Annotated in this window: 23 protein-coding genes and 2 tRNA genes; 10 read left to right on the forward strand and 15 right to left on the reverse strand. The window is 71.5% G+C overall.

The window, feature by feature from the left end; translation table 11 throughout:
* Positions 1-95 precede the first annotated feature (95 nt).
* Together AB0881_RS19935 and AB0881_RS19940 are read right to left on the reverse strand one after the other, a co-directional pair.
* The gene (locus AB0881_RS19935; RefSeq protein ID WP_366618548.1) at positions 96-977 is read right to left on the reverse strand and encodes a rhomboid family intramembrane serine protease; all 882 of its coding nucleotides are present in this window, start codon (positions 975-977) and stop codon (positions 96-98) included.
* Between the two features lie 46 nt (positions 978-1,023).
* Positions 1,024-1,554, reverse strand: coding sequence for a peptidylprolyl isomerase (locus tag AB0881_RS19940; RefSeq protein WP_366618550.1), 531 nt, complete (start codon positions 1,552-1,554; stop codon positions 1,024-1,026).
* 161 nt (positions 1,555-1,715) lie between these two features.
* Between AB0881_RS19940 and AB0881_RS19945 the strand changes: the two genes are divergently transcribed.
* A complete protein-coding gene (locus AB0881_RS19945) occupies positions 1,716-2,090 on the forward strand; it encodes a hypothetical protein (RefSeq protein WP_366618552.1) in 375 nt (124 codons plus the stop codon).
* Between the two features lie 82 nt (positions 2,091-2,172).
* Entirely contained in the window at positions 2,173-2,904 is a 732-nt protein-coding gene (locus tag AB0881_RS19950) for an acyltransferase (protein ID WP_366618554.1), read from the forward strand.
* A gap of 46 nt (positions 2,905-2,950) precedes the next feature.
* Here AB0881_RS19950 and AB0881_RS19955 read toward each other — a convergent pair whose 3' ends face one another.
* The gene (locus tag AB0881_RS19955; RefSeq protein WP_366618556.1) at positions 2,951-4,444 is read right to left on the reverse strand and encodes a DEAD/DEAH box helicase; all 1,494 of its coding nucleotides are present in this window, start codon (positions 4,442-4,444) and stop codon (positions 2,951-2,953) included.
* 252 nt (positions 4,445-4,696) lie between these two features.
* Positions 4,697-5,107 (reverse strand): rhodanese-like domain-containing protein, encoded by a 411-nt coding sequence (locus AB0881_RS19960; protein ID WP_366618558.1) that lies wholly within the window; start codon positions 5,105-5,107, stop codon positions 4,697-4,699.
* A 72-nt stretch (positions 5,108-5,179) separates the two neighbouring features.
* Here AB0881_RS19960 and AB0881_RS19965 point away from each other — a divergent pair, with 72 nt between their 5' ends.
* The gene (locus tag AB0881_RS19965) at positions 5,180-6,130 is read left to right on the forward strand and encodes a helix-turn-helix domain-containing protein (RefSeq protein ID WP_366618560.1); all 951 of its coding nucleotides are present in this window, start codon (positions 5,180-5,182) and stop codon (positions 6,128-6,130) included.
* Positions 6,131-6,365: 235 nt separating this feature from the next.
* Here the strand turns inward: AB0881_RS19965 and AB0881_RS19970 are convergent.
* Both AB0881_RS19970 and AB0881_RS19975 read right to left on the reverse strand, forming a co-directional pair.
* A tRNA-Ala gene (locus tag AB0881_RS19970) sits at positions 6,366-6,438 on the reverse strand.
* 194 nt (positions 6,439-6,632) lie between these two features.
* A complete protein-coding gene (locus AB0881_RS19975; RefSeq protein WP_366618562.1) occupies positions 6,633-6,749 on the reverse strand; it encodes a DLW-39 family protein in 117 nt (38 codons plus the stop codon).
* Positions 6,750-6,976: 227 nt separating this feature from the next.
* Here AB0881_RS19975 and AB0881_RS19980 point away from each other — a divergent pair, with 227 nt between their 5' ends.
* Positions 6,977-7,186, forward strand: a complete 210-nt coding sequence (locus AB0881_RS19980; protein WP_366618563.1) for a hypothetical protein — start codon at positions 6,977-6,979, stop codon at positions 7,184-7,186.
* Positions 7,187-7,408: 222 nt separating this feature from the next.
* Complete coding sequence (locus AB0881_RS19985; protein WP_366618565.1) at positions 7,409-9,205, forward strand: M64 family metallopeptidase; 1,797 nt, start codon at positions 7,409-7,411, stop codon at positions 9,203-9,205.
* Here the strand turns inward: AB0881_RS19985 and AB0881_RS19990 are convergent.
* The 3 genes from AB0881_RS19990 to AB0881_RS20000 all read right to left on the reverse strand — a co-directional run bounded on the left by AB0881_RS19990 (position 9,186) and on the right by AB0881_RS20000 (position 11,305).
* Positions 9,186-10,124, reverse strand: coding sequence for a DMT family transporter (locus AB0881_RS19990; RefSeq protein WP_366618567.1), 939 nt, complete (start codon positions 10,122-10,124; stop codon positions 9,186-9,188). The genes AB0881_RS19985 and AB0881_RS19990 overlap by 20 nt on opposite strands.
* A gap of 64 nt (positions 10,125-10,188) precedes the next feature.
* On the reverse strand, positions 10,189-11,115 hold the full coding sequence (locus AB0881_RS19995; RefSeq protein WP_366618569.1) for an AraC family transcriptional regulator: 927 nt from the start codon (positions 11,113-11,115) through the stop codon (positions 10,189-10,191).
* Positions 11,072-11,305: a hypothetical protein gene (locus AB0881_RS20000; protein ID WP_366618570.1), complete on the reverse strand. Its 234-nt coding sequence runs from the start codon at positions 11,303-11,305 to the stop codon at positions 11,072-11,074. The genes AB0881_RS19995 and AB0881_RS20000 overlap by 44 nt, the downstream gene beginning before the upstream one ends.
* A 759-nt stretch (positions 11,306-12,064) precedes the next feature.
* Here AB0881_RS20000 and AB0881_RS20005 point away from each other — a divergent pair.
* Entirely contained in the window at positions 12,065-12,679 is a 615-nt protein-coding gene (locus AB0881_RS20005; RefSeq protein ID WP_366618572.1) for a TetR family transcriptional regulator, read from the forward strand.
* Between the two features lie 19 nt (positions 12,680-12,698).
* Positions 12,699-16,220 carry a DNA polymerase III subunit alpha gene (dnaE, locus tag AB0881_RS20010; protein WP_366618574.1) on the forward strand — a complete coding sequence of 1,174 codons (3,522 nt, stop codon included), beginning with the start codon at positions 12,699-12,701 and terminating at the stop codon, positions 16,218-16,220.
* Between the two features lie 30 nt (positions 16,221-16,250).
* On the opposite strand, the gene AB0881_RS20015 is transcribed toward dnaE, so the two are convergent.
* The 3 genes from AB0881_RS20015 to AB0881_RS20025 form a co-directional block, all read right to left on the reverse strand.
* Positions 16,251-16,967, reverse strand: a complete 717-nt coding sequence (locus tag AB0881_RS20015; protein ID WP_366618576.1) for a VOC family protein — start codon at positions 16,965-16,967, stop codon at positions 16,251-16,253.
* Between the two features lie 50 nt (positions 16,968-17,017).
* A complete protein-coding gene (locus AB0881_RS20020; protein WP_366618578.1) occupies positions 17,018-18,307 on the reverse strand; it encodes an SGNH/GDSL hydrolase family protein in 1,290 nt (429 codons plus the stop codon).
* 105 nt (positions 18,308-18,412) lie between these two features.
* Positions 18,413-19,177, reverse strand: coding sequence for a DUF4253 domain-containing protein (locus AB0881_RS20025; RefSeq protein WP_366618580.1), 765 nt, complete (start codon positions 19,175-19,177; stop codon positions 18,413-18,415).
* Between the two features lie 153 nt (positions 19,178-19,330).
* Here AB0881_RS20025 and AB0881_RS20030 point away from each other — a divergent pair, with 153 nt between their 5' ends.
* The 3 genes from AB0881_RS20030 (at position 19,331) to AB0881_RS20040 (ending at position 21,359) form a co-directional block, all read left to right on the forward strand.
* The gene (locus tag AB0881_RS20030) at positions 19,331-19,900 is read left to right on the forward strand and encodes a hypothetical protein (protein ID WP_366618582.1); all 570 of its coding nucleotides are present in this window, start codon (positions 19,331-19,333) and stop codon (positions 19,898-19,900) included.
* A gap of 21 nt (positions 19,901-19,921) precedes the next feature.
* Positions 19,922-20,449, forward strand: a complete 528-nt coding sequence (locus AB0881_RS20035; protein ID WP_366618584.1) for a hypothetical protein — start codon at positions 19,922-19,924, stop codon at positions 20,447-20,449.
* Positions 20,450-20,588: 139 nt separating this feature from the next.
* Positions 20,589-21,359 carry a DUF899 family protein gene (locus AB0881_RS20040; protein WP_366618586.1) on the forward strand — a complete coding sequence of 257 codons (771 nt, stop codon included), beginning with the start codon at positions 20,589-20,591 and terminating at the stop codon, positions 21,357-21,359.
* A 132-nt stretch (positions 21,360-21,491) separates the two neighbouring features.
* On the opposite strand, the gene AB0881_RS20045 is transcribed toward AB0881_RS20040, so the two are convergent.
* The 3 genes from AB0881_RS20045 to AB0881_RS20055 form a co-directional block, all read right to left on the reverse strand.
* Entirely contained in the window at positions 21,492-21,749 is a 258-nt protein-coding gene (locus AB0881_RS20045; protein ID WP_366618588.1) for a hypothetical protein, read from the reverse strand.
* A gap of 121 nt (positions 21,750-21,870) precedes the next feature.
* A tRNA-Ile gene (locus tag AB0881_RS20050) sits at positions 21,871-21,944 on the reverse strand.
* An 88-nt stretch (positions 21,945-22,032) separates the two neighbouring features.
* Entirely contained in the window at positions 22,033-23,043 is a 1,011-nt protein-coding gene (locus AB0881_RS20055; RefSeq protein WP_366618590.1) for a DUF3566 domain-containing protein, read from the reverse strand.
* Positions 23,044-23,072: the final 29 nt, after the last annotated feature.

The following is a 23,072-nucleotide window of genomic DNA, read 5'->3' on the forward strand; positions in this document are numbered from 1 at the left end:
GGCCGGTGATCTCGCATGCCCGGGGACGGGCGCGTACCCCTCTTTTGGACCGTTCAATCCACCAAAGTTATCCACAGGGTGTGGACGGTGAGGTCTCAGGTGGTCGCGGCGGTCACTTCCGCGGTCTTGACGACGACCATGGCGATCAGCAGGGCGAGCATCGCCGCCGAGGCGAGGACGGCCGTGAGCTCGCGGCGGGTCTTCGGGGCGTAGGCGTACGCGACCGCCAGGGCGGCACCCACCACCAGTCCGCCGATGTGGCCCTGCCAGGAGATACCGGGCACGGCGAACGTGATGACCAGGTTGATCACCAGCAGGAACACGATGGGGCCGACCTGGCCGCCGAGCCTGCGGCCGATGACGAAGAAGGCGCCGAAGAGGCCGAAGATCGCACCGGAGGCGCCGACGGCGCCGCCGAGGGGCTCGACCAGGTAGAGCAGGACCGAGCCGCCCAGCCCGGACAGGATGTAGAGGGTGAGGAACCGCCAGCGGCCCAGCGCCTGTTCCAGCGCCGGGCCGATCGCCCACAGGGCCCACATGTTGAACAGGATGTGGGTGACGCCGAACGAGCCGCCGCTCGGTGGCTGGTGGAGGAACATGGACGTGAACAGGCGGTACCACTGCCCCTCGGCCACGCCGATCAGCGCGCCGCCGCGGCCCACGCCCAGGCCCACCATCATGAAGTCGCGGACGACCTCGGTGGACGCCAGCTCGGCCAGGTACACCAGGACGCAGACGCCGATGAGGCCGTACGTCACGGTGGGGCGGCCGGAGGTGACGCGGCCGCCGAGGACGGTGCGGGCCTGGCGGACGTTCCTGTTGCCCTCGGCCACGCACTCGGGGCACTGGTGCCCGACCGCAGCGTCCCGCATGCACTCCGGGCAGATGTAGCGGTCGCATCGGGTGCAGCGTACGTACGTCTCCCTGCCCGGATGCCGGTAGCAGGACGGCACCTGGGATTCGGGGTCTGTGCTCATGCGGCGGCTCTCCGTCGGCCTGGCGGTTTCCTCTCCTATGTATGTATTACGACTGGCGGCGCTCGATCGTCACCGATTCGATGACGACATCGTCGACCGGCCGGTCGTTCGCGCCCTTCCGCACGTTGGAGATCGCGTCGACCACGTTCGTGCCCTCGATCACCTTGCCGAAGATGGTGTGCCGGTTGGTGAGGTGGCGGGTGTTGGCGACGTTGGTCGTGATGAAGAACTGCGAGCCGTTCGTGCCGGGGCCGGCGTTGGCCATGGCCAGCAGGTACGGGCGGTCGAACTTCAGTTCCGGGTGGAACTCGTCCTGGAACTCGTAGCCGGGGCCGCCGGTGCCGCGGCCCAGCGGGTCGCCGCCCTGGATCATGAACTGGTCGATGACCCGGTGGAAGATGGTCCCGTTGTAGAGCGGCTCCTGCTTCTTCTCGCCGGTGGCGGGGTGCGTCCACGGGCGGGTGCCCTCGGCGAGCCCGACGAAGTTCTCGACGGTCACCGGAGCCTTGTCCGGATAGAGCTGTACGACGATCTTGCCGTGGTTGGTGTTCAGGGTCGCAAAGAGTTCTTCAGCCACGGTGGGCCGCCTCCTCGGTTGACGTCGGCAGTGCATGATCACACGTGGTTTACCCCGCGCACCTCGGGAAGGCTGCTGGGCAGGACCTCGCAAACAGGGAGGTTAGCGTGTCCCTAACGATGAGTATCCGCCGGAAGCCGCGAGAAGAGGCTCTCTCGCGGATGAACCGTGTTCAGACGGCGTGCCGCCAGGGCGCGTCCGGAGCGGCCGAGCGGATCGGGCCGGCGGCGCAGCGCACCCGCGACATGGCCGCCGAGCGCATGCTGATGGCCCGCGGCTGGGGTGCGCCCCGGCTGCACCAGGCGTCCCGGTACGTGGAGGGCGAGCTGGGCCCGCGGATGGGTTCGATGCTGTCGGACGCCGCCCGCCGGGTCGAACCGCCCAAGCCCGAGAAGCAGGGCAGGAACTTCGCCGTGACGGCGCTCGCCGCCGTCATGGCCGTCGGGCTTGCCGGGGCGCTGCTGACACGGCGCGGCAACGCGCGGTCGTCGCATGAGGCGACGGAGACGGAGCGCGCGGAGGTGCGCACGCCGTAGCCGCCGGAACGCGCGGAAGGCCCGGCCGGGTGCCGGGCCTTCCGCATGCCCTACTACCCGGTACGGTTACGCCATGTCGCGTATGACCGGTCCTGTCCGCCGTCTGCTGCACACGGCCGTACACAGCGGATGGGAGTGGATCCGGCGTCAGGGCGAGATCACTCCGCAGACGCCCGGCCGGCGCAGGTTCGCGCACCTCGGCGAGGGCGCCTGCATCGGCTTCCCGGTGGGGGCGATCTACAACGAGCCGTGGATCTCCATCGGCGCGCACACGCTGGTGGGGACGCACTGCACGATCTCCGCCGGGTTCGTCCCGGGCCTGGACCTCGGCCCGGACGTCATCGTGAAGGTCGGGCGGAGCTGCTCGCTGGGCCGCGGCACGCACATCGTCGGCCACCAGTCGATCGAGATCGGCGACGACGTCTTCACCGGCCCGAACGTCTACATCACCGACCAGAACCACACGTACGGCGACCCGGACATGCCGATCGGGCGGCAGTGGCCGGAGAACAACCCGGTGGTGATCGGGGACGGCTGCTGGATCGGCACCGGCGCGATCATCCTGCCGGGCACCAGGCTGGGCCGGAACGTGGCGGTGGCGGGCGGCGCGGTCGTCCGCGGCGAGTTCCCCGACCACTCGGTGATCGGCGGCGTGCCCGCGAAGGTGCTCCGCACGTACGACGCGGAGGAGGGCTGGCAGCCGCCGCTGCGCACCGCCCCGCTGATGTCGCTGGACGAGCTGGCCGCCCTGTCGGTGGACGGGCTGGAGGGCCTGCAGATCCTGCAGGACAAGCTCCGCGAGGAAGCCGGCTGAGAAAGCGGGAAGCCCCCGCCCGGACGGGCGGGGGCTCCTCCACTGATCAGTTGTAGCGGGCCGCCCGGCGGTCGCCGCCGCCCTGGCGCTTGCCGCCGCCGTTGTACGGGCCGCCGCGGCGGTTCGCGTGCGGCGTGCCGCCGTGCCGCTCGCCGTACCCGGCTCCGCGCCGCTCGCCGCCGCCCTCGCGCCGCCCGGCGTACGAGCCGTCGCCGTCGTCGCGGCGCGGGGCCCGGCCGCCGCCGTCCTGGCGGTCGAACGAGCGCGGCCCGCGGCCGTTGAAGTTGCGGCCGCCGCCGCGCCGGCCACCGCCCGGACGCCCGCCGCGGCCGTTCTCGCGGCGCGGCCGCTCGGGGATGATCGGCTCCTCGATCGGGATGCCGGACGGCGTGCGGGCGCCGGTCAGCTTCACCAGCTCCTCGTCGCCGACCGCGACCCGGGTGCGCGGCGCGTTGATGCCGGCCCGGCGGGTCATCGCGGACGTCGAGCGCACCTGGTGCGGCAGCACCAGCGTCACGACCGTGCCGCGCTCGCCGGCCCGCGCCGTACGGCCGGCCCGGTGCATGTAGTCCTTGTGGTCGGCCGGCGGGTCCACGTGCATGACCAGGGTGACGTCGTCGACGTGGATGCCGCGGGCGGCGACGTCGGTGGCGACCAGCACGCTGATCGAGCCCTCGCGGAACTCGGCGAGCGTCCGCGTCCGCAGGCCCTGGCTCTTGCCGCCGTGCAGGCCCGCGGCGCGCACGCCGACTTCGGTGAGCTGCTTGGCCAGCCGGTCGACGCCGTGCTTGGTCCGGGCGAACAGGATCGTCCGGCCCTCGCGGTTGGCGATCTCGGCGGTGACCGCGCCCTTCTCCTTGGGCGCGACCAGCAGCAGGTGGTGGTCCATCGTGGCGACCGGCTCGTCGACCGGGCCGATCGCGTGCGTGACGGGGTCGTTCAGGTACCGCTTGACCAGGACGTCCACGTCCTTGTCCAGCGTCGCCGAGAACAGCAGCCGCTGCCCGCCCGGCCGGGCCTGGTCGAGGATGTCGGTCACGTCGGGCAGGAACCCCATGTCGGCCATGTGGTCCGCCTCGTCCAGGACGGCGATCTCGACGTCCGAGAGGTCGCAGGCGCCCTGGCGCATCAGGTCCTTGAGCCGCCCGGGCGTGGCGACGAGGATCTCGACGCCGCGCCGCAGCGCGTCGATCTGCTTGTACATCGAGGTCTGCCCGATGACGGTCTTGAAGTGCAGGCCCAGCGCGCGGCCGAGCGGCTCCAGGTTGGTCTGGACCTGCTGGGCCAGCTCGCGGGTCGGGACGAGGATCAGCCCGAGCGGGCGCTTGGACGCGGCGCGCCGGCCGGACAGCCGGGCCAGCATCGGCAGCCCGAAGGCCAGCGTCTTGCCGGACCCGGTCTTGCCGCGGCCCAGCACGTCCTTGCCGCCCATGACGTCCGGGATGGCCGCGGCCTGGATGGGGAAGGGAGCTTCGATGCCCTGCCGCGCCAGTGCGGCGACGAGGGCCTGGGGGAGTCCGAGCTCGGCGAACGTGGGCACGACTTCGGACAGGGTGTTACCAGCAGGCACAGATGACACGCATTACCTTCCGAGAGGGGGGCACGTCTCGGGAGGCACCACGATCAGATCGGTGGGCTGCAAGGACGAGCCTGACGCGTACGGGCGTCGTAAGAGTGATTCGGTCAGTCTAACGTCGGCGACGCACCTGCTTATGCCCGAGCCCCGGCATGTAAACCGTTTAACCCCCTCATCTCCCTTTTCTCCCACCCCCCTCGCGTGACCAGCATCACCTCAACAGCCGCACTCGACGCCCGAGACCGGAGCGGTGAGCGGGTCGGGAGAGCGCCGTTCGACGGCACCGTCCCTCTCGACCGGGTACCCCTCGCGCGCCCAGTACTCGAACCCGCCGATCATCTCCTTGACCGCGTACCCGAGCCGCGCGAACTCCAGCGCCGCCTTGGTCGCCCCGTTGCACCCCGGCCCCCAGCAGTAGACGACCACCTCGGCATCGCGCCCGACGACCTCGGCGGCCCGTTCCGCGATCTCCGCCGTCGGCAGGTGGACGGCTCCCGGCACGTGCCCCTGCCGCCAGCTCTCATCGTTCCGCGCGTCCACCACGACACCATCGAACCCCTGCGCAACGTCCGCGACATCCGTCTCGAACGCCAGCCGACCCGAGAAGTAAGCAACCGCACTGTTCATGCGAAGAATCGTGGCAGCCCACCCACCTGGCACAACAGCGGCATGAACGCCGCATATCGCTAAGATCTCGCCATGCACACGGTGTCCGTCCTGGCCTTCGACGGGATGTCCCCGTTCGAACTGGGCTCGGTCGTCGAGGTCTTCGGCCTCCCCCGCCCCGAACTGGACGTCCCCTGGTACGACCTGCGCGTCTGCTCCCTGGAACGCGGCCCGCTCCGCGCCGTAGGCGGCTTCACCCTGCGCACCGACCACGACCTGGACGACTTCGCGTCGGCCGACACCGTCATGGTGGTCGCCGTACCGGACGTCCACGGCGACGTACCGTCGCCCGTCATCGAGGCCCTGCACCGCGCCCGAGCCCGCGGCGCCCGCATCGTCTCGATCTGCTCGGGCGCCTTCGCCCTGGCCGCCGCCGGCCTCCTGGACGGCCGCGAGGCCACCACCCACTGGCGCCACGCGGGCGTCCTCCAGGCCCGCTACCCGCGGATCCGCGTGACCCCCGACGTCCTGTACGTGGACGGCGACGACGTCCTCACCGGCGCCGGCAGCGCCGCCGGCCTGGACCTGTGCCTCCACCTCGTCCGCAAGGACCATGGCGCCCGGATCGCCAACACCGTCGCCCGCCGCCTGGTCGTCCCCCCGCACCGAGACGGTGGCCAGGCCCAGTTCGTCTCCGCCGCCGTCCCCGAACCCGCCGCCGACGACCCCATAGCCCGCAGCATCACCTGGGCCCTGGCCAACCTGGCGGCGCCCATCACGGTCGCCGACCTGGCCCGCCAGGCCGGCCTGTCCCCGAGAACGTTCATCCGCCGCTTCAACGCCCAGACCGGCACCAGCCCGCTCCGCTGGGTCGTCCACCAGCGCATCATGGCGAGCCTCCCCCTACTGGAGAACGGCACCCTCCCCATCGAGAGGATCGGCGCCCAGGTCGGCTTCGCCACCCCCGCGACCTTCCGCCACCACTTCACCCGAACGATGAAGACGCCCCCGTCCGCCTACGCCCGCCAATGGAGAACGAACTGACCCCCGATGCCGAAGGCGAGGCGGGAGAACGAACACAACGGGCCGAAGTGGCCTGGCGAGGCCGCGCGGACCCGAGGCGTTGCGATCGCGTCCGAAGGCCGGATTCGAGCGCGAGCGAGAATCTGATCGCGCAGCGAGCCGCCAAGGCGAGACGGAGCGATGCAGCGATCGCCGCTTTTGCCCGCCGAAGGAGGGCGTCCAACGCCCGACGCCAAGGGCAAAACAAGAAACACAGTGGAGCCATGGGGAGTCGAACCCCAGACCTCCGCCTTGCAAGGGCGGCGCTCTACCAACTGAGCTATGACCCCGAGTCGCCTTCAGAGGCTATCGCACCGCCCCGCGTACGCGTCCCGGGCACGACGGCATCGACCCAGCCGTTCAGGCTGCGCCGGATGCCTCAGCCACCGCGCGAGCGCGCTGACCGCCCGGGGAGGCGGGCCTCCCCGGGCGGTTCGCGAAGCGATGCCGCGTTCGGCGCGGCTCGCGCAAGTGGTCGGGGACTTCAGTCGGTGGACGTCGCCTCGGTCCACAGGTCGAGCTCGGCGCGGTCCTGCTGCAGCCGACGCCAGACCACGAAGCCACCGAGAGCGACAACAGCGAGAACGAGCAGCTTCTTCACGGTGGGGACCCCTTCACCTCGACTATGAAGCCAGGCCCGGGGGCGTTCGGTTCAGATGGTGCTTTCCCCCAGGCTCTCCGCAGCCTAGCAACCGTTCCCGGACGGTCCGCACCCCAGTCGGGGGTATCGGACCGATCGTCCAACTCGGTGGGCGTTCCGGAGGCGGTGTGGTGGGTGTGGCGGCGGTGGCTCTCGCCGGGCGCGCCGTACGGCCGGATAATCCGGCCATGGGCACCGAGGATGACTTCGGCCTCTGGGAGCGGGAGCTGGAGGGCGGGGCGCGGGACTCCGGCGGGAGCGGGCGCGCGCTGGTGCTGGTCGCGGCGCTGACGGCGGCGGGCTGCACGGCGCTGATCACCATGGGGCAGGTGCCGTTGGGGGCGGCGGGGCTGGTGCTGTCATCGGTGATCCTGCTGCTGTGGCGGGCGGGGTTGTGAGCCCGTCCGGTTCCGGCCATCGCCGCGGCCGCGCGTGAGTGCTCTCGCGGTTCCCCGCTCGCGACCGGCAGACCGGCGGGGCCGGAGCATCTCGCCTGAATTTACGGCGTACGAACGGCGACAAATCGCGATCCAGTAGCGATAATCCGGCTCAGTCCGCTTGATCAGCGGGCCGAACCGGCGCGCCGCCTCACCGCGCGCCCTTCGCAGGGAGGTCCGCGCATGGGGAAGGCCCCGGCCGCCGCCGCCGTCACCGCGATCGCGCTGCCGCTGGCGCTGGTGTCCGTCCCGGCCGCCGCGGCCGAGACCGCGCCGGCGCGGGTCGTGCCGGTCCAGGTCACCGGGGATCCGGCGCGGCGCTTCAACCTCGTGATCATGGGGGACGGCTACACGCCCGGCGACCAGGCGCGGTTCCGCGCGCATGTGGACCGGCACCTGAACGCGCTGTGGACGATCGAGCCGTTCAAGTCGTACCGCAACTACGTCAACGTCTACGCGGTCGAGATCGACTCGGCGGAGTCGGGGGTCGGCTGCGACCCCGATCTGTCCTCTCCGCGCCCCTCGACGCCGCTGAAGATGGCGTTCTGGGGCGGCTGCAAGGAGGCGGGACCGCAGCGGCTGCTCACGATGGACTCCGGTGCCGCCAAGTCGTACGCCGACAGGGTGACCGGCACGACCGCCGCCAACAGGCAGATCCTCGCGCTCGCCAACAGCGACACCTACGGCGGCGCGGGCGGAACGTACGCGACCGCTTCCGGCGGCAACGCGCTGTCGGCCCTCATCACGCCGCACGAGCTGGGTCACTCGCTCGGCGGCCTGGACGACGAGTACGACTACTACCAGCGCGGCGTCCCGGGCGGCACGTACACCGGTCCCGAGCCCGCCTCCATCCACCACACGCTGCTGACCGAGCGGGAGATGCGGGACCGGAGGCTGAAGTGGCGGCGCTGGCTGGGGGAGCCGAGCGAGTCCGGCGGCACGATCGGGCGCTACGAGGGCGGCCTCTACAACACCAAGGGCGTCTGGCGGCCCAGCAGGCACTCGATGATGAAGACGCTCGGGTACTACTTCGACCAGCCCGCGCGCGAACGCATGACGCAGCGGATCTCCGGCAAGGTGAACCTCGTCCAGGACGCCACGCCCAACGGCGCGCCGGTCGGCGACGACCGCGTCCTGTGGGTGGAGACCCCGCAGCCGAACGCGCACGAGCTGGAGGTGTCCTGGACGGTCGACGGGAAGACGGTGCGGCGCGGGACCCGCAACCTCGATCTCGCGCGGCTGCGCCTGAAGCCCGGCACGCACACCGTCACGGCCACGGTGACCGATCCGACCGAGTTCGTCCGCGATCCGGCGATCCGGGCGTCCGCCGCGCTGACGCAGACCCGCACCTGGGCGGTCGACACGCGGATCGCGACGCCGCCCGCCGAGGTGCCCGCCGGCTTCACCGGGACGACCCCGACCGACCGCGCCGTGGGCGCGAACGACGTCGTCCACGCCGACACGACCCATCCCGTACGGGAGATCCCGAGGATCCGGTGGGAGATCGACGGCCGCCGGGTGCGGGGCGGCGAGCGGTCCATCGACCTCGGCCGGCTCCGGCTCTCCCCCGGCACGCACCGCCTGACCGCCCGGGTCGGGAACGCGGAGCGCGCGTGGACGGTCGACGCGACGCCGCCGGAGGTCGCGTACGAGCTGTCCGAGGCCGCGGCGACGCACCGGCGGCCCGGGCGCCCGCCCGAGTACGTCTTCGACGGCCCGTTCACGATGCGGCTGTCCCCGTCCGACGACCGCCCCGGCACCGTGGTCGGGGAGTTCCGCGTGGACGGGGACGGCTGGTACCACTACTTCGGCTGGCCGACCGACTCCACCGCGCCGTTCCGGTTCACGGCGGACGGGACGGTGATCGACCACCTCTCGTACGGCGGGATCGGCAAGGGCCGGCACACGATCGAGTACCGGGCGATCGACCCGGCCGGGAACGCCGGGAAGCCGCGGCGGTTCACCGTGACTCTGCGCTGACCGGGGCGTCCGCAGCCGCGTCCGGTCCCGGCGCGGGGTCCTCCTTGTCGGTGCGGGCGCGTACCGTCGCCAGCACCGAGCCGCCGAGGATCAGCGCGAACGCCGCCAGGATCGTGCCGCTGAGCGGCTCGTCCAGGAAGAGGACCCCGGCGGTGACGGCCACGGCCGGGTTCACGTACGTGAACACCATGGCCCGGGACGTGCCGGCCTCGCGGATCAGCGCGAAGAAGACCAGGAACGCCAGCGCCGTGCAGACCACGCCGAGCCCGGCGAGCGCCGCCAGCACCGTCCCGTCCGGCATCTCGGCGGGCCACGTGGCGGCCGCGGGGGCGGCGTACACGAGCGCGGCGAGCAGCAGGCAGGCCGTGGTCATCTGGACGCCCGGGACGTCCCCCAGCCGCCGTGCGGCGATCATCGGGGCGATCGAGTAGCCGAGCACGACCAGCGCCATCTCGCCGATCGCCCAGGCGCTACCGTCCCCGGTCAGGTGCGGCGCCGCCAGCACCGCGACCCCGGCCAGCCCGGTCAGCAGGCCGAGCCAGCGCAGCGGCCCGAGCCGTTCGGCGTCGCCGGCCAGCCGGCCGATGACCACGCCGGCGATCGGCACCGCCGCGATCAGCAGCCCGGTCATCGAGCTGGACAGGTGCCGCTCGGCGTCCGACAGCAGCGCCCACGGTCCGAGGATCTCCAGCGCGGCGAACGCGACGATCGGTTTCCAGTGCCGGCGCAGCGTGCCGAGCCCGCCGCCGGAGGAGCCCCAGATCGCCAGCGGCAGCAGGACGAGCGCGCCGAGCGCCGTCCGCGCGAACACGAGAACGGGCACCGAGACGCCGCCCTCCACCGCCACCTTGATCATCAGGTAGGGGATCCCCCACAGCACGCTCATCAGCGCGAACAGCACCCACCCGCGACGACTCACACCCACCTCCGCAGTTATCGCAGTCCGTATCGCAGGCTCGGGGCGAGACCGGCCCCGTGCCCGTTCAGTGTCGGCGCGGCAGGCGGACGCTGTCTTGAACGCTGTTGCGGTACGCGCCGGGCGTGATCCCCAGGACGCGGCGGAACCAGCGGTTGAGGTGGGCCTGGTCGGCGAACCCGACCATCGCCGCCACCTCGGCCGGGCGGTGGCCCGCCTCCAGGAGGGGGCGGGCGCGGGCGACGCGGTGCTGGGCGAGCCAGGCGTACGGCGGCATCCCCATCACCTGGCGGAACCCGCGCAGCAGCCGGTAGCGCGACAGGCCCAGGTCGGCGGCCATCTCGGCGAGCGTGGGTGGGGCGGTCAGCTCGTCGGCGAGCCGCTCGGTGACCGTACGGGCGATCCGGGCCGCCGCGGTGTCGCCGGCGGCGCCGTCCCGCGGGCCGGTGAGGAGGGGGCGTTCGGCGTGGCGCCGCACGAGGCCCCCGAGGACGCCGAGGAGCATCGACTCGCCTTCGAGCGGCTCCACGGTCCCGGGGGCGGCGCTGAGGGCGCGGTGGGCCGTCCACAGGTCGCGGGCCAGCCGCGCGTCGGCGACGATCGGCTCGCGGAAGTGCGGGAGCGCCGCGCCCTCGAACAGGCCGGGCGGCGGGTAGAGCACGCGGTACGAGAAGCCGGTCTCGTCCGCCGGCCCGCCGGTGTGCGGCTCGCCGGGCTCCAGCATCACCACGCCGCCGGGGCCCACCCGGTGGCGCTCGCCCCGGTAGTCGATCACCTCGGCGCCGGCGGTGCACACGCCGATCGCGAACTCCTCGTGCGCGTGCGGCGCGTAGTGCATGCTGCCGATCCGGGCGGCCATCAGGTCCAGCGGCGCGTCCCCGATCCCGTCGACCCGCGTCCACACGGCCCGGTCGGGCCGGTCGGGCCGCTCGGGAGGCCGGCCGGCGGGCTCAGGCGGAGAAGAGGTGGCGGATGCGCCAGTGGTCGGCGTCACGGCTCAGCTCCGCGATCGCGACTCCGTCGTCGCCGTTGATCCGGACCCGGTAGACCCGCGCCTCGCGGGACGTCCCGTAGGTCTTCAGGATCGCGTCCACGGCGTAGCGCGACCCCCGCCACTCGTACGCGGTGAGCCGCCCCGCCGGGTCGTGCTCGGCCCGGATCGGCTCGTTGAGAAGGTGCCCCATGGTTTCGCGAGCCTAGCACCGATTCGAACTGGTGTTCGCAGGTGGGAGGCCATGAAAGTGCGGCGGGCCCGGCTCTCACGGTAGGGCCGGCGGTTCGTCCGCGCGCGCAATTCGGCGGGGCGGGCGTGGCGCGCGCCTTGACCTCATGGACCTCATGCCGCCATTAAGGCGCAGCGGCGGCGGCCATGTCCACAGTCCGGCCGCGACCCCGTAATCCACAGGCTGGGGGCGGCCCCATGCACATCCCGCGCCCCCTGCGCGCGGGGCCTGCGGAGCGGTGTATCCACACGGATATCCCCAGGAGAACCGGCCTTTCGGGCATCCGGCGGCCGGACCGCCCGTTCAAGATCGTCCACTTGTCCACACTATGGAATCCACACCCTGTGGATAACTTCTGTGCACAAGGTGTGGGTCGCGGGCCCGCTCGTTCGTCCACCGGTCCTCCCCATGGGGACGCATCCGTTGTCCACGTCGTGGACAACCTTCTGACCAGCCAGGAAGGGGCTCCGGACGGACGGGCACCCACACCCCGTTCACAGCCTGTGGGCGGAGTACGTCCACAGCGGGGGCCTTCCGGTGGATATCCGTTGCCCACCGGTTTTCCCCAGTGGCGTCAACAGCACCCGCCTGTGCACAACACCTTCGCGGCGCCCGCGGGCGCGCTCCAGCCGACACACCGTGATGCCCTGTTCAGGGGCTTCTGCCCGATTCAAACAAGCGTTTCAAACGTGCGCTTGAAATCCGCTAGGGTCTCTCGCCATGGGACAACGCGAACGGCTCATGACCGCGGCCAAGCGCTGCCTGGAGGAGCGCGGCTACGCGCGGACGACCTCGCGCGACCTCGCCGCCGCCGCGAACGCCAACATCGCGGCCGTCAACTACCACTACGGCTCCAAGGAGGAGCTCCTCACCGCCGCCCTGATGGAGACCGTGGACGCCTGGGGCGGCAAGGTCGTCCCCTCCGGCGCGGCGGCCGCGGGCGAGGCTCCGGCGGAGCGGCTGCGCGCGATGTGGGAGGAGGTGATCCGGTCGTTCACCACCGAACGGGCGATGATCGTCGCGACCACCGAGGCGCTGGCGCAGGCCGAGCGGCTCCCGGCCGTACGGACGCAGATCGCCGGCGCGTACGAGCGGTTCCGCTCCGGGGAGGTGTCCGACCTGCACGCGGGCGGCGACGAGCGCGAGGCCCGCGCCGCCCGTTCGGTGCACATGGCGCTCACCGCCGGGCTCTCCATGCAGTGGCTGGTCGATCCGGAGAACGCGCCGTCCGCGGACGACGTGCTGCTCGGCCTGCGGGCGATGGTGCGCGAACTGGAAGGCACTACCGGCGCCGCCGAGGGCGCCGCGGATCCCGACGGCGCGGGTACGGAGTAAGGGGCGGAGGTACGCACCGTTGGCTTCCCAGGACTTCGCGCACCTGCACGTCCACACCGAGTACTCGATGCTGGACGGCGCCGCCCGCCTGCACGACCTGTTCCAGGCGGCCGGCGATCTCGGGATGTCGTCGCTGGCGATGACCGACCACGGCAACCTGCACGGGCTGTACGACTTCTACACGCAGGCGACGGCGGCGGGCATCACGCCGGTCCTGGGGATCGAGGCGTACCTGGCGCCCGCGCACCGCCGCGTACAGGAGCCCGTACGGTGGGGCACCCCCGCGCAGAAAAGGGACGACGTCTCGGGCGCAGGCGCGTACACGCACATGACTATCTGGGCCTACAACGCGACCGGTCTCCACAACCTGTTCCGGTTGCAGTCGCGCGCGGCGCTGGAGGGGTACTTCCGCAAGCCGCGCATGGACCGCGAGCTGCTCGCGCAGTACGCGGACGGGCTCATCGCCACGACCGGCTGCCCATCGGGCGAGGTGTCCACGCGCATACGGCTCGGCCAGGAGGACGAGGCGACCCGCGCCGCAGGGGAGTTCCAGGACATCTTCGGAAAGGACGGCTTCTACGTCGAGCTGATGGACCACGGCATCGACATCGACCGGCGGGCCCGTCCCGGCCTGGAACGGGTGGCCGCGCGCCTAGGGGCGCCGTTCGTGGTCACGAACGATTCGCACTACACGTACGAGCGCGAGTCCACGGCCCATACGGCGCTGCTGTGCGTGCAGACCGGTTCGCAGCTGGCCGACCCGGTGTTCTCGTTCGAGGGCTCCGGGTACTTCATCAAGTCGCCCGCGCAGATGTACGCGATCGACCCGTCCGAGGCGTGGCAGTCGGGCTGCCGCAACACCGCGCTCATCGCCGAACGCGTGGACACGGCCGGCATGTTCGACAAGAGGGACCTGATGCCGCGCTTCCCCGTCCCGGAGGGGGAGACGCAGGAGAGCCGCCTGCGGGACGAGGTGCGGCGCGGGCTCGAGAGGCGTTTCCCGCACGGCTACGGGGACGACTACCGCGAGCGCGCCGAGTACGAGCTCGGCATCATCGCCGCGATGGGCTTCCCGTCCTACTTCCTCGTCGTCGCCGACTTCATCATGTGGGCGAAGGAGAACGGCATCGCGGTCGGCCCGGGGCGCGGCTCGGCGGCCGGCTCGCTGGTGGCGTACGCGCTGGGGATCACCGACCTCGATCCGCTCCCGCACGGCCTGATCTTCGAGCGGTTCCTCAACCCCGAGCGCGTCTCGATGCCGGACATCGACGTGGACTTCGACGAACGGCGCCGCGGCGAGGTCATCCGGTACGTCACCGAGAAGTGGGGCGCGGACAAGGTCGCGCAGATCGTGACGTTCGGCGTCATCAAGGCCAAGGCCGCCGTCAAGGACGCCTGCCGCGTGCTCGGCCATCCGTACGCGCTCGGCGACCGGATCACCAAGGCGATGCCCGCCGACGTGGGCGGCAAGGGCATCCCGCTGTCCGGCATCTCCGACCCCGGGCACCCGCGGCACGCGGAGGCCGCCGAGGTCAGGGCGCTGTACGAGGGGGACGCCGCCGTCCGCGAGGTGATCGACACCGCCCGCGGCCTGGAGGGGCTGATCCGGCAGACCGGGGTGCACGCGGCCGGGGTGATCATGTCGGCGGAGCCGCTGGTGGAGCATGTGCCGGTCTTCATGCGGCCGCAGGACGGCACGGTGATCACCCAGTTCGACTACCCGACGTGCGAGACGCTGGGGCTGCTGAAGATGGACTTCCTCGGCCTGCGCAACCTCACGATCATGGACGACGCGGTGCGGTCCGTCCGGCGGCACCGCGGGATCGACCTGACGCTGCTCGACCTGCCGCTCGACGACGCGCGCACGTACGAGCTGTTCGCCCGGGGCGACACGCTGGGCGTGTTCCAGTTCGACGGCGCCGCCATGCGTTCGCTGCTGCGCCTGATGAAGCCGGACGCCTTCGCCGACATCACGGCGGTCACCGCGCTCTACCGGCCCGGCCCGATGGGGATGAACTCCCACACCAACTACGCGCTCCGCAAGAACGGCCGCCAGGAGATAACGCCGATCCATCCCGAACTGGAGGAGCCGCTGCGCGACATCCTGGACGAGACGTACGGACTGGTCGTCTACCAGGAACAGGTCCAGTTCGCCGCGCAGACGCTCGCCGGTTACAGCCTCGGGCAAGCGGACCTGCTGCGCCGCGCCATGGGCAAGAAGAAGAAGGAGATCCTCGACAGGGAGTTCGTCCCATTCCAGAAGGGGTGCCGCGAGCGCGGCTACTCGGACGAGGCGATCCAGGCGGTCTGGGACGTGCTCGTCCCGTTCGCCGGATACGCATACAACAAGGCGCACGCGGCGACCTACGCGCTCGTCTCGTACTGGACGGCCTACCTGAAGGCCAACCATCCGGCCGAGTACATGGCGGCCGTCCTCACCAGCGTCCAGGACGACAAGGGCAAGATGGCGCTCTACCTGGGCGAGTGCCGCCGCATGGGGATCCGGGTCCTGCCGCCCGACGTGAACGACTCCGACGCCGACTTCACGCCCCTGGAGGACGACCGGATCCGGTTCGGCCTCGCCGCCGTGCGCAACGTCGGCGCGAACGTCGTCGACTCGATCGCGGCCGCCCGCGAGGGCAAGGGCAGGTTCACGTCGTTCCCCGACTTCCTCGACAAGGTCGACGCGGTCGTCTGCAACAAGCGCACCATCGAGTCGCTCATCAAGGCCGGCGCGTACGACTCCCTGGGCCACACCCGCAAGGGACTGGCCGAGCAGCACGAGCAGGCCGTCGACGCCGTCATCGGGGTCAAGCGGAACAGCGCGTACGGCCAGGACGACCTTTTCGGCCTTGGGGGCGCCGACACCGATCCTGCGTTCAGCCTCGGCCTGGAGTTCTCCACAGAGGAGTGGGACAAGCCGTACCGGCTGGCGCAGGAACGGGAGATGCTCGGCCTGTACGTGTCCGACCACCCGCTGATGGGCCTGGAGGGCGCGCTGCGCGCCCGTACCGACCACACGGTCGCCGCGCTGGCGGGAGACGACCGGCTCGCGGACGGCACGGTCGTCACCGTCGGCGGAATCATCTCCGGACTGCGGCGGAAGATGACGAAGGCGGGCAAGCCATGGGCCATCGCCACCCTGGAGGACCTCGGCGGCACCATCGAGTGCCTGTTCTTCCCGGCGGCCTACCTGCTGGCCGGCCCGCGGCTCGCCGAGGACCGGATCGTCCTGCTCAAGGGGCGCCTGGACAAGCGCGAGGACGTCCCGCGCCTGATGGTGACCGAGTTGGACGTCCCCGACCTGTCGGCCGCCACCGGGCCCCTCACGCTCGCGTTCCCGGACGCGGCCGTCACGCCGCCCCTGGTCGCGCGCCTGAAGGAGATCCTGCTGGCCCATCCGGGCGCGACCGAGGTGCGCATCAGGCTCACATCTCCTGAGAGGACCGTCCTGATGCGCATCGACGACCGCTACCGCGTCACCCCCGGCACCGCCCTGACGAGCGAGCTGAAGGCCGCCTTCGGCCCCGCCGTCCTGTGACGCAGGAGACCTCGGGACCCTCGGGAGTTCTCAGGAGGCGGTGATGGCGCTCTCCAGATCCACCAGCCGGTCGAGTTCGTCCTGTACGGCGCCCCGCTCCTCTTCCGCGAGGGTCGTGGAACGTACTTGCGCCACCAGTTCCTTGGCACGGGCCCAGTCCCCCATACGGACGGCCATGTCGGCGCGCATGACAAGGACCTGCACGAGCTGTGGCGGCGTCTTCGCCACGTCCTCCGCAGCTAGCAGCCGGTCGAGCACCCTGGCGGCCGCCTCCGCGTCCTCTCTGGAGTCGCCAAGGAGAGCGGCGTCGTGCATGGCGCGCGCGAACTTCTCCTTGGGACGTTCGATGTGCTCGAAGCTCTCGGCTATGGGCTGCCCCACCCGGAGCTGTATGCCGTCGGGGTCCGTCATGAGGAACTGCCGCACGCCGTACGACATGTCCTTCAGCGGCCCCAGGCGGGGGAACCCGCGGGCCGGCACGCGGCCGAACGCCGCCTTCAGCCCGCCCCGGAACGCCTCGTACAGCGCGTCGACGGCGTCCGTCGTCACGTAGCACATGTACATGGAGGCGGCGGGATCGTGCCGCTTCCAGCCGAAGAACTGGAGCTCCAGGTCTTCCCGGCCCACCTGGATGAAGTGGTTGGGGCGGGTCTGCCGGAGGAGCAGCTCGAAGCCGAGTGCCTCGTAGAACTCCCAGGTCCGGTCGATCGAGCGGCACGGAAATATCGGGACGGTTCGCTCAGCCATGCCCGGAGCGTAAGCCGCTCCGGGCCGCTAGTCAAACTTGATTAGCCTTCTCACAGGGCGTCGAGATCGACCGTTCCGGCGATGGCCAGATGGCCCGCGTCGTTCGGGTGCACGCCGTCCAGGTGGACGTAGCCGGAGCGCGGCAGCCGCGCGTCGGCGCGGTCCGCCATCGCCCGGTCGGCGTCCGCGACCGAGTCGTACGCGCCGCCCGTCCGGATCCACGCGTTCACCGCCTGGCGGACCTTCTCGCCGCCCGGGCCCAGGTACGGGACCGGCGCCCCCCTCATCGGCGGGATCGTCATCCCGACCGCCTTGATCCCGCGCGCGTGCGCGGCCCGGATCAGCGTGCGGTGCCCCGCGATGACCTGCTCCGCCGTCACCCGCGGACCCGGCCGGACGCACGGGTCGCCGCCCTCCGGAGCGGCGATGTCGTGCGCGCCCAGCGAGACGATGACCGACCGCACGCCGGGCCGCTCCAGCACGTCCCGGCGGAACCGCGTCAGCCCCTCCTCGCCGCCGCAGCCGGAATCGCTCAGCAGCCTGCCGGCGGCGATCCCCGCGTTCGTCACGGCCAGCGGCCGGTGCGCGGCGACGAGCCGCTCCGCCAGCAGATCGGGGAAGCGCCGGTCCGCACCCGCGGTCGAGCCGACCCCGTCCACCAGCGCGCCGCCGAACGCGACGACGGTGTTCCGGTCGCGCGGCACCGCGGCGCCCGACACCTCCACACCGCTCAGGTAGTACCAGGACGGGCTCGACTGCGTGAACGCGCCGCTCCCCTGGTCGAGCAGGTGGTCCCCCTGCGCGCGGTACGAGGAGCTCATGGCGTGCCGGTGGAACGTGGCCTGCCCCGTACGTCCGCTGAACTTCAGCGAGACCGACAGGCGCTCCAGGGCCGACGTCGAGAACGCGACCGGATCGCTGACCGCGTCCCGCCCCGCCGGGATGACGACGCCCGCCCTGCCGTCGAACGCCAGCGGCGTGAGCGTCCTCGGCCACACCATCCCGCCGCCCGCAGAACGCCCGAGCGTCGCCCCGTCCACGCGCAGCGGCCTGGTGCCGTACAGGTTGGAGAGGCGGATCCGCACCTGCGAACCGCCCGTGCTGAGCCGGACGACCTGCCGTACGGTCTGGTTCTCGAAGCCCTTCTTCGACCAGCCGTCCACGGGAGGCTGCACGGCCGCGCCCCACGCGCCCGCCCACGAGGCCGTCGTCGAGGCGTCCCGCCACGCCGCGGAGACCGTGGAACGCGCGGGGGACGTCCGCACCATCCCGGCGACCAGCACGGCGGCCACCACGGTGCCGATCGTGATCTGAACGAAGCGCGGCGGAGAAGGGCTCATGCAACCGATTCCACCGCCTGGCCGGACTCGGATCAGCGGGGCAGGCTCCACAATCCGGGTGGGGCTATCCCCACCCCGCCCTCGTCCACAGACTGTGGACGAGGGTCAGTCCCACCAGAACGACCAGTGATCGGCCTTGAGGATCGTCTCGGCGTAGTCCTCCAGCGTCGAGTGATCCACCCAGTTGTCGGGGCAGAACGCGAAATGCTCGGCGGCGACCCGCACCGCGTGCTCGGCCGTGACCGGCGGCGCCGCCACCGAGACCATCAGCGTCGCGAACCCGACCGCGACGACCCGCGCCCCGAACCGGTCCTCCCACGACCGCAGCACGGCCGAGATCTCCTGCGTGTGGTTGGTGTGGTTGCACGGCCCGTCCCAGCCCGCCAGGGCCAGGGCGTCCGCGCCCCGCCCGGCCGGCACCAGCCCGAGCGACCAGTCCCGGTCCCCCGCCAGCGACTCCGCGAGGGACCGCGCGGCGTCGTCGGCGTCCCGCGCGCTCTCGCCCGCCTCCGCCAGCCCGGGCCAGTCCCCGTCCTCGGGCAGCGCCACGTCGTCCCAGAAGCGCCGCAGCACACCGTCCGCGCTCAGCACGTCGATCGTGCCCACCGGCGCCGGGCTGAGCTCGCCGGCGCGCCACGGCCGCTCCGGCTCCCCGTCGAGCGTGTCGAGAAGGAGGGGATGGAGCCCGGTCTCCGCCCGCGCCTCGTACAGCCGGAGCCAGCGGGCGGCCGCGTCCGGAACGCTCCCGTCCGAGACCCACAGCACGTCCCGCGACCACGTCGGATCGTCGAAGTAGTCCGGATCGGGGGCGACCAGGCGGCCGGGAGGCAGTCCCTGCGGCAACTCATCGAGCGCGGATCCACGAGCCATGCCCAGAAATCTAGCGCTCCGCCCTGACAACCACCCCTGAAAGTGGTCACCCGCTGTTTCCTCCCGATCGACCGGTTCGGCACTAAGGTGCGGCGATACGGGGGAGCGGTCGCATCGTCGCGCTCCTCGTACACCCCAGGACGGAGGACAGCGGTGAGCGAAGAGCTCGATCAGGTCTTCGGGCAGCTGGTGAAGCGCAGCTGGCAGCGGTACGACGAGCAGCGGACGACCCGGGAGATCGACGATCTGCTGGTCGGCGCGGTGGTGACCGCGATGGTCGCGGAGGGCAACTCCCTCATCGACCTCAACTCCGACGGCAACCACCACCATCTGCGGTTCCAGAACCCGCGCGACCGGCACCGGCTGATGTTCCGGCTCACGCACGCGACGGGGAACGTCACCGCCGCCAAGACGCTCGGCCACTACTCGGCCGTCCAGATGGCGTACGGCGAGTACGTGGAGGACACCCGCACGGTCTGGCAGGCGCTCAAGTCGGAGGTCAAGAGCGGCTTCCTGGACGTCGGCGAACCCGGCGTCATCACCGTGGACGCCGACCTCACCACCAGCTACGTGTACGTGCAGGTCGAGCTGCTGCTCGACCTCGAACCGTACTTCGCCGACCACTACACCGTCCGCTACCCCGTGCTGCAGCAGCATCTGGCGGCGGTCCGGCAGGCGCTCGCCAAGTACCTGCACGGCCGCCTCGCCGCCACCACCGGCTGACCTCACCCCAAGGAGCTTCCGATGCTGTCGATGCTTTCCAAGTTCAAGAACAACGCCGAGGCCCGCGAGAGCAAGGACGAGAACCTCATCGGCGAGATGGTGTTCGCCATGGCGCACCTCGGCTGCCCCGCCATCGGCTTCCACGCCGGAACCGACATGCAGTACGTGCGGTTCAAGCCCGTCAAGGACGACGTCCTCTACAGCATGACCGTGATCCTCGACCGCAAGACCGGTGACAGCGCGCTGCAGCAGGCCGTCATCGGCAGCAAGGCCACGCTGAAGTTCGTGGGCGAGGTCAAGAACCAGCTCGCCGACCCGGACGACCTGGTGGCGATGTTCCGCACGGACATGGCCAACCTCTTCCGCAACCCGTGGCTGGGCGACATCAAGCTGGACCACCAGCTCAACTCCGTGACGGCGACGAAGAAGCAGATCATCGACATCGACGACCTCCTCGGCGCCGACCCGCCCAGCCGCGAGCGCCTCAGCGGCCTCCTGCGCGACACCATGGCCGAGCTCCGCGACAAGCTCGCCCCGTACAAGAAGTAGCCGGCGCCCACGCCCAAGCCCTTCTTCGCGGCCGCGCTCCACGAGCGCGGCCGCGGCCGTCTCCGGCCGCGATGAGTTCCGGCGCCCCCGCTGGTCCGTCCTCATGACCGCCGCATGCCGAGACACCACGGAGGACACCATGACGAACACGCCGGACGCCCCGGCCACCGGCCGCCCGCCCGTCGTCGACCTGGCCACCTGGCAGGCGGCCCGCGACGAGCTGCTGGTCCGCGAGAAGGCCCACACCCGCGAGGGCGACGCCATCGCCGCGGCCCGCCGCCGACTGCCGATGGTGGAGTTCGACGGGACGGCCGAGGTCGTCGGACCCGACGGCCCCGTCCCGTTCCTGGACCTCTTCCAGGGCCGCGACGAGCTCGTCACCTACCGGCACATGTGGCACGACGGCGCGCCGCCCCAGGGGCAGTGCGAGGGCTGCACCACGACGGCCTGGCACCTGCGGGACGCCGTCTACCTCAACGCCCGCGGCGTCTCGTTCGCGATCCTGACCACGGGCCGGTGGGAGGAGGTGGCCGCCTACGTCGAGTTCATGGGCTACACCCAGCCCTGGTACTCGGTGCGCGGCGCGGACGCGCCGATCGGCGACCCCATGGGCTACCTCACCTGCTACCTGCGCGACGGCGACCGCACGTTCCTCACCTACTCCACGACGGGCCGCGGCACGGAGCGGGCCAACGGCTCCATGGGCCTGCTCGACATGACGCCCTACGGCCGCGGCGAGGCGTGGGAGGACAAGCCCGAGGGCTGGCCCAAGGGCGACGTCCCATGCTGGTACTGGCGCTCGGACGCGGACGGCAACGCCACCTGGGGCCCGACCAGCCGCCCCGTACCGCAGTGGACCCGCCCCGGCGCCACCCCCGTGACGACCCTCGGCCGCCACGGCGACCACTGACGCTCTCCCGGTCATCCACATGTGGACGACGCCCGTCCCCAGCCGGGACTCGCGTCGTCCACCGTCCATCCCCTGCCCCGTCTCTGTGGACGGCGCCCACACAACACTCTCACCTGGGACGATGTGCCACGATCAACAGGTTTCCACACCCTGTGGATAACTCTCCTCCACACCCTTCGCCGCTTCTTTTCCCCAGGTGGCGCGGCGGCGCTGGTACGCGACGGTCGCGGCGGCCATCAGCGGAGCCCAGGCCACCAGCGGCAGATACAGGAGACCGACCACGAGACGCCCCGTCCCGGTCATGTCCGGATGCGGCGTCGCCCACCAGGTGAGGAAGGGCGTCCACAGCACAGCGTGCACCGCGACGGCGATCCAGGCGGGGATCACCACGGCCCTCGCCGGGATCGCCCGGCCGCCGGCCCGACCCCCTCCCCCGACCGGGGGAGCCGCGTGCCGTCACGGCCGCGATCAGAAAAGCCCCCACCGAGTACGGTGGGGGCTTCTGGAACGGTGGGCGTACCAGGACTTGAACCTGGGGCCTCATCCTTATCAGGGATGCGCTCTAACCGACTGAGCTATACGCCCGCTCTGCCGCCGCCTTGCGGCGCAACGAGAGATTACCCCATCTGGCAGGGCGATCGGTAATCCATTGCGCCCGGGCGGCGGGCAGGGGTCAGTCGGCCTCCTTGAGGGTGACCTCGATACCGCCGACCAGGTCGGCGGCGAGGTTGTAGATGACCGATCCGACGGTCGACAGGGCCGTGATGAGCAGCACGTTCAGGGCGCCGACCAGGATCGTGTAGCCGAAGACGCGGAAGAACGAGAACCAGCTGCCGGCGTCCAGGCCCCCGGAGGTCTCACCCGGGTTGCGGGTGAGGTCGTTGACCGTGTCGCCGATCGTCGAGAAGACGCCCAGGCCGGACAGGATGCCGTACAGGACGATCACCGCGACGAGCAGGACGACGAAGCACACCAGCGACATCACGAAGCTGAACTTCATCACCGACCACGGCTCCAGCCGCGCCAGCTGGAGCTGGGCCTTCCTGGCGCCCTTGCCGGAGGCGGACGGGGTCCTGGCCGCCGTGCGGTTCTTGAGCATCGCCTTGGCGAAGCCGGCCGGGGAGGTCGGGGAGGTCGGGGAGGCCTGAGAGGTCGGGGACGTCGGGGACGCTGCGGGCGCCTCGGCGAACGTCGGGCCCGAGCCCGAGCCGGGCAGGGGGCCGCCCGGCTGCGGCGCCTGGGCCGGGCGGGCCGGGCCGGGCCCGGCGGCCGCCCCCGAGGCGGCCGAGGAGCCGGTGGCGGGCTTCTTGGCCGTCTCCGGCTCCACCCGGCGGGCGGAGACCGAGTCGGCGGGCTCGGCGGGCTTGGCCCAGTCCGCGTCCGCGGGGTCCTTGACCGGGGCGATCTCGGGGGACGCGGACTCGCCGTCCTTCCCGGTCCCGGACCCCGCCTTGGTCCCGGCCTTGCCCTTGGCAGCGGCGCCGTCCTTCTCGCCGCCCTCGCCGTCCGGCTCGACCCGGGGCAGATCGACCTTGGTCTCCTCGGCGGAGTCGATCTCCACGGTGGTCTCGTCCCGTCCCGGCTTGGCGGCCGAGGCGGCGACGGTCTTCTTCGGCTTACCGCCCGCAGAGTCGCCGGGACCCTTGCCGGCACGGCCCTTGTTCTTGCCGGACTGGGTGCTCACGTGTCCTCCTGGCCTAGGGCGTGTTCCTT

The organism is Spirillospora sp. NPDC029432 (genome assembly GCF_040703975.1).
Classification (GTDB): domain Bacteria; phylum Actinomycetota; class Actinomycetes; order Streptosporangiales; family Streptosporangiaceae; genus Spirillospora.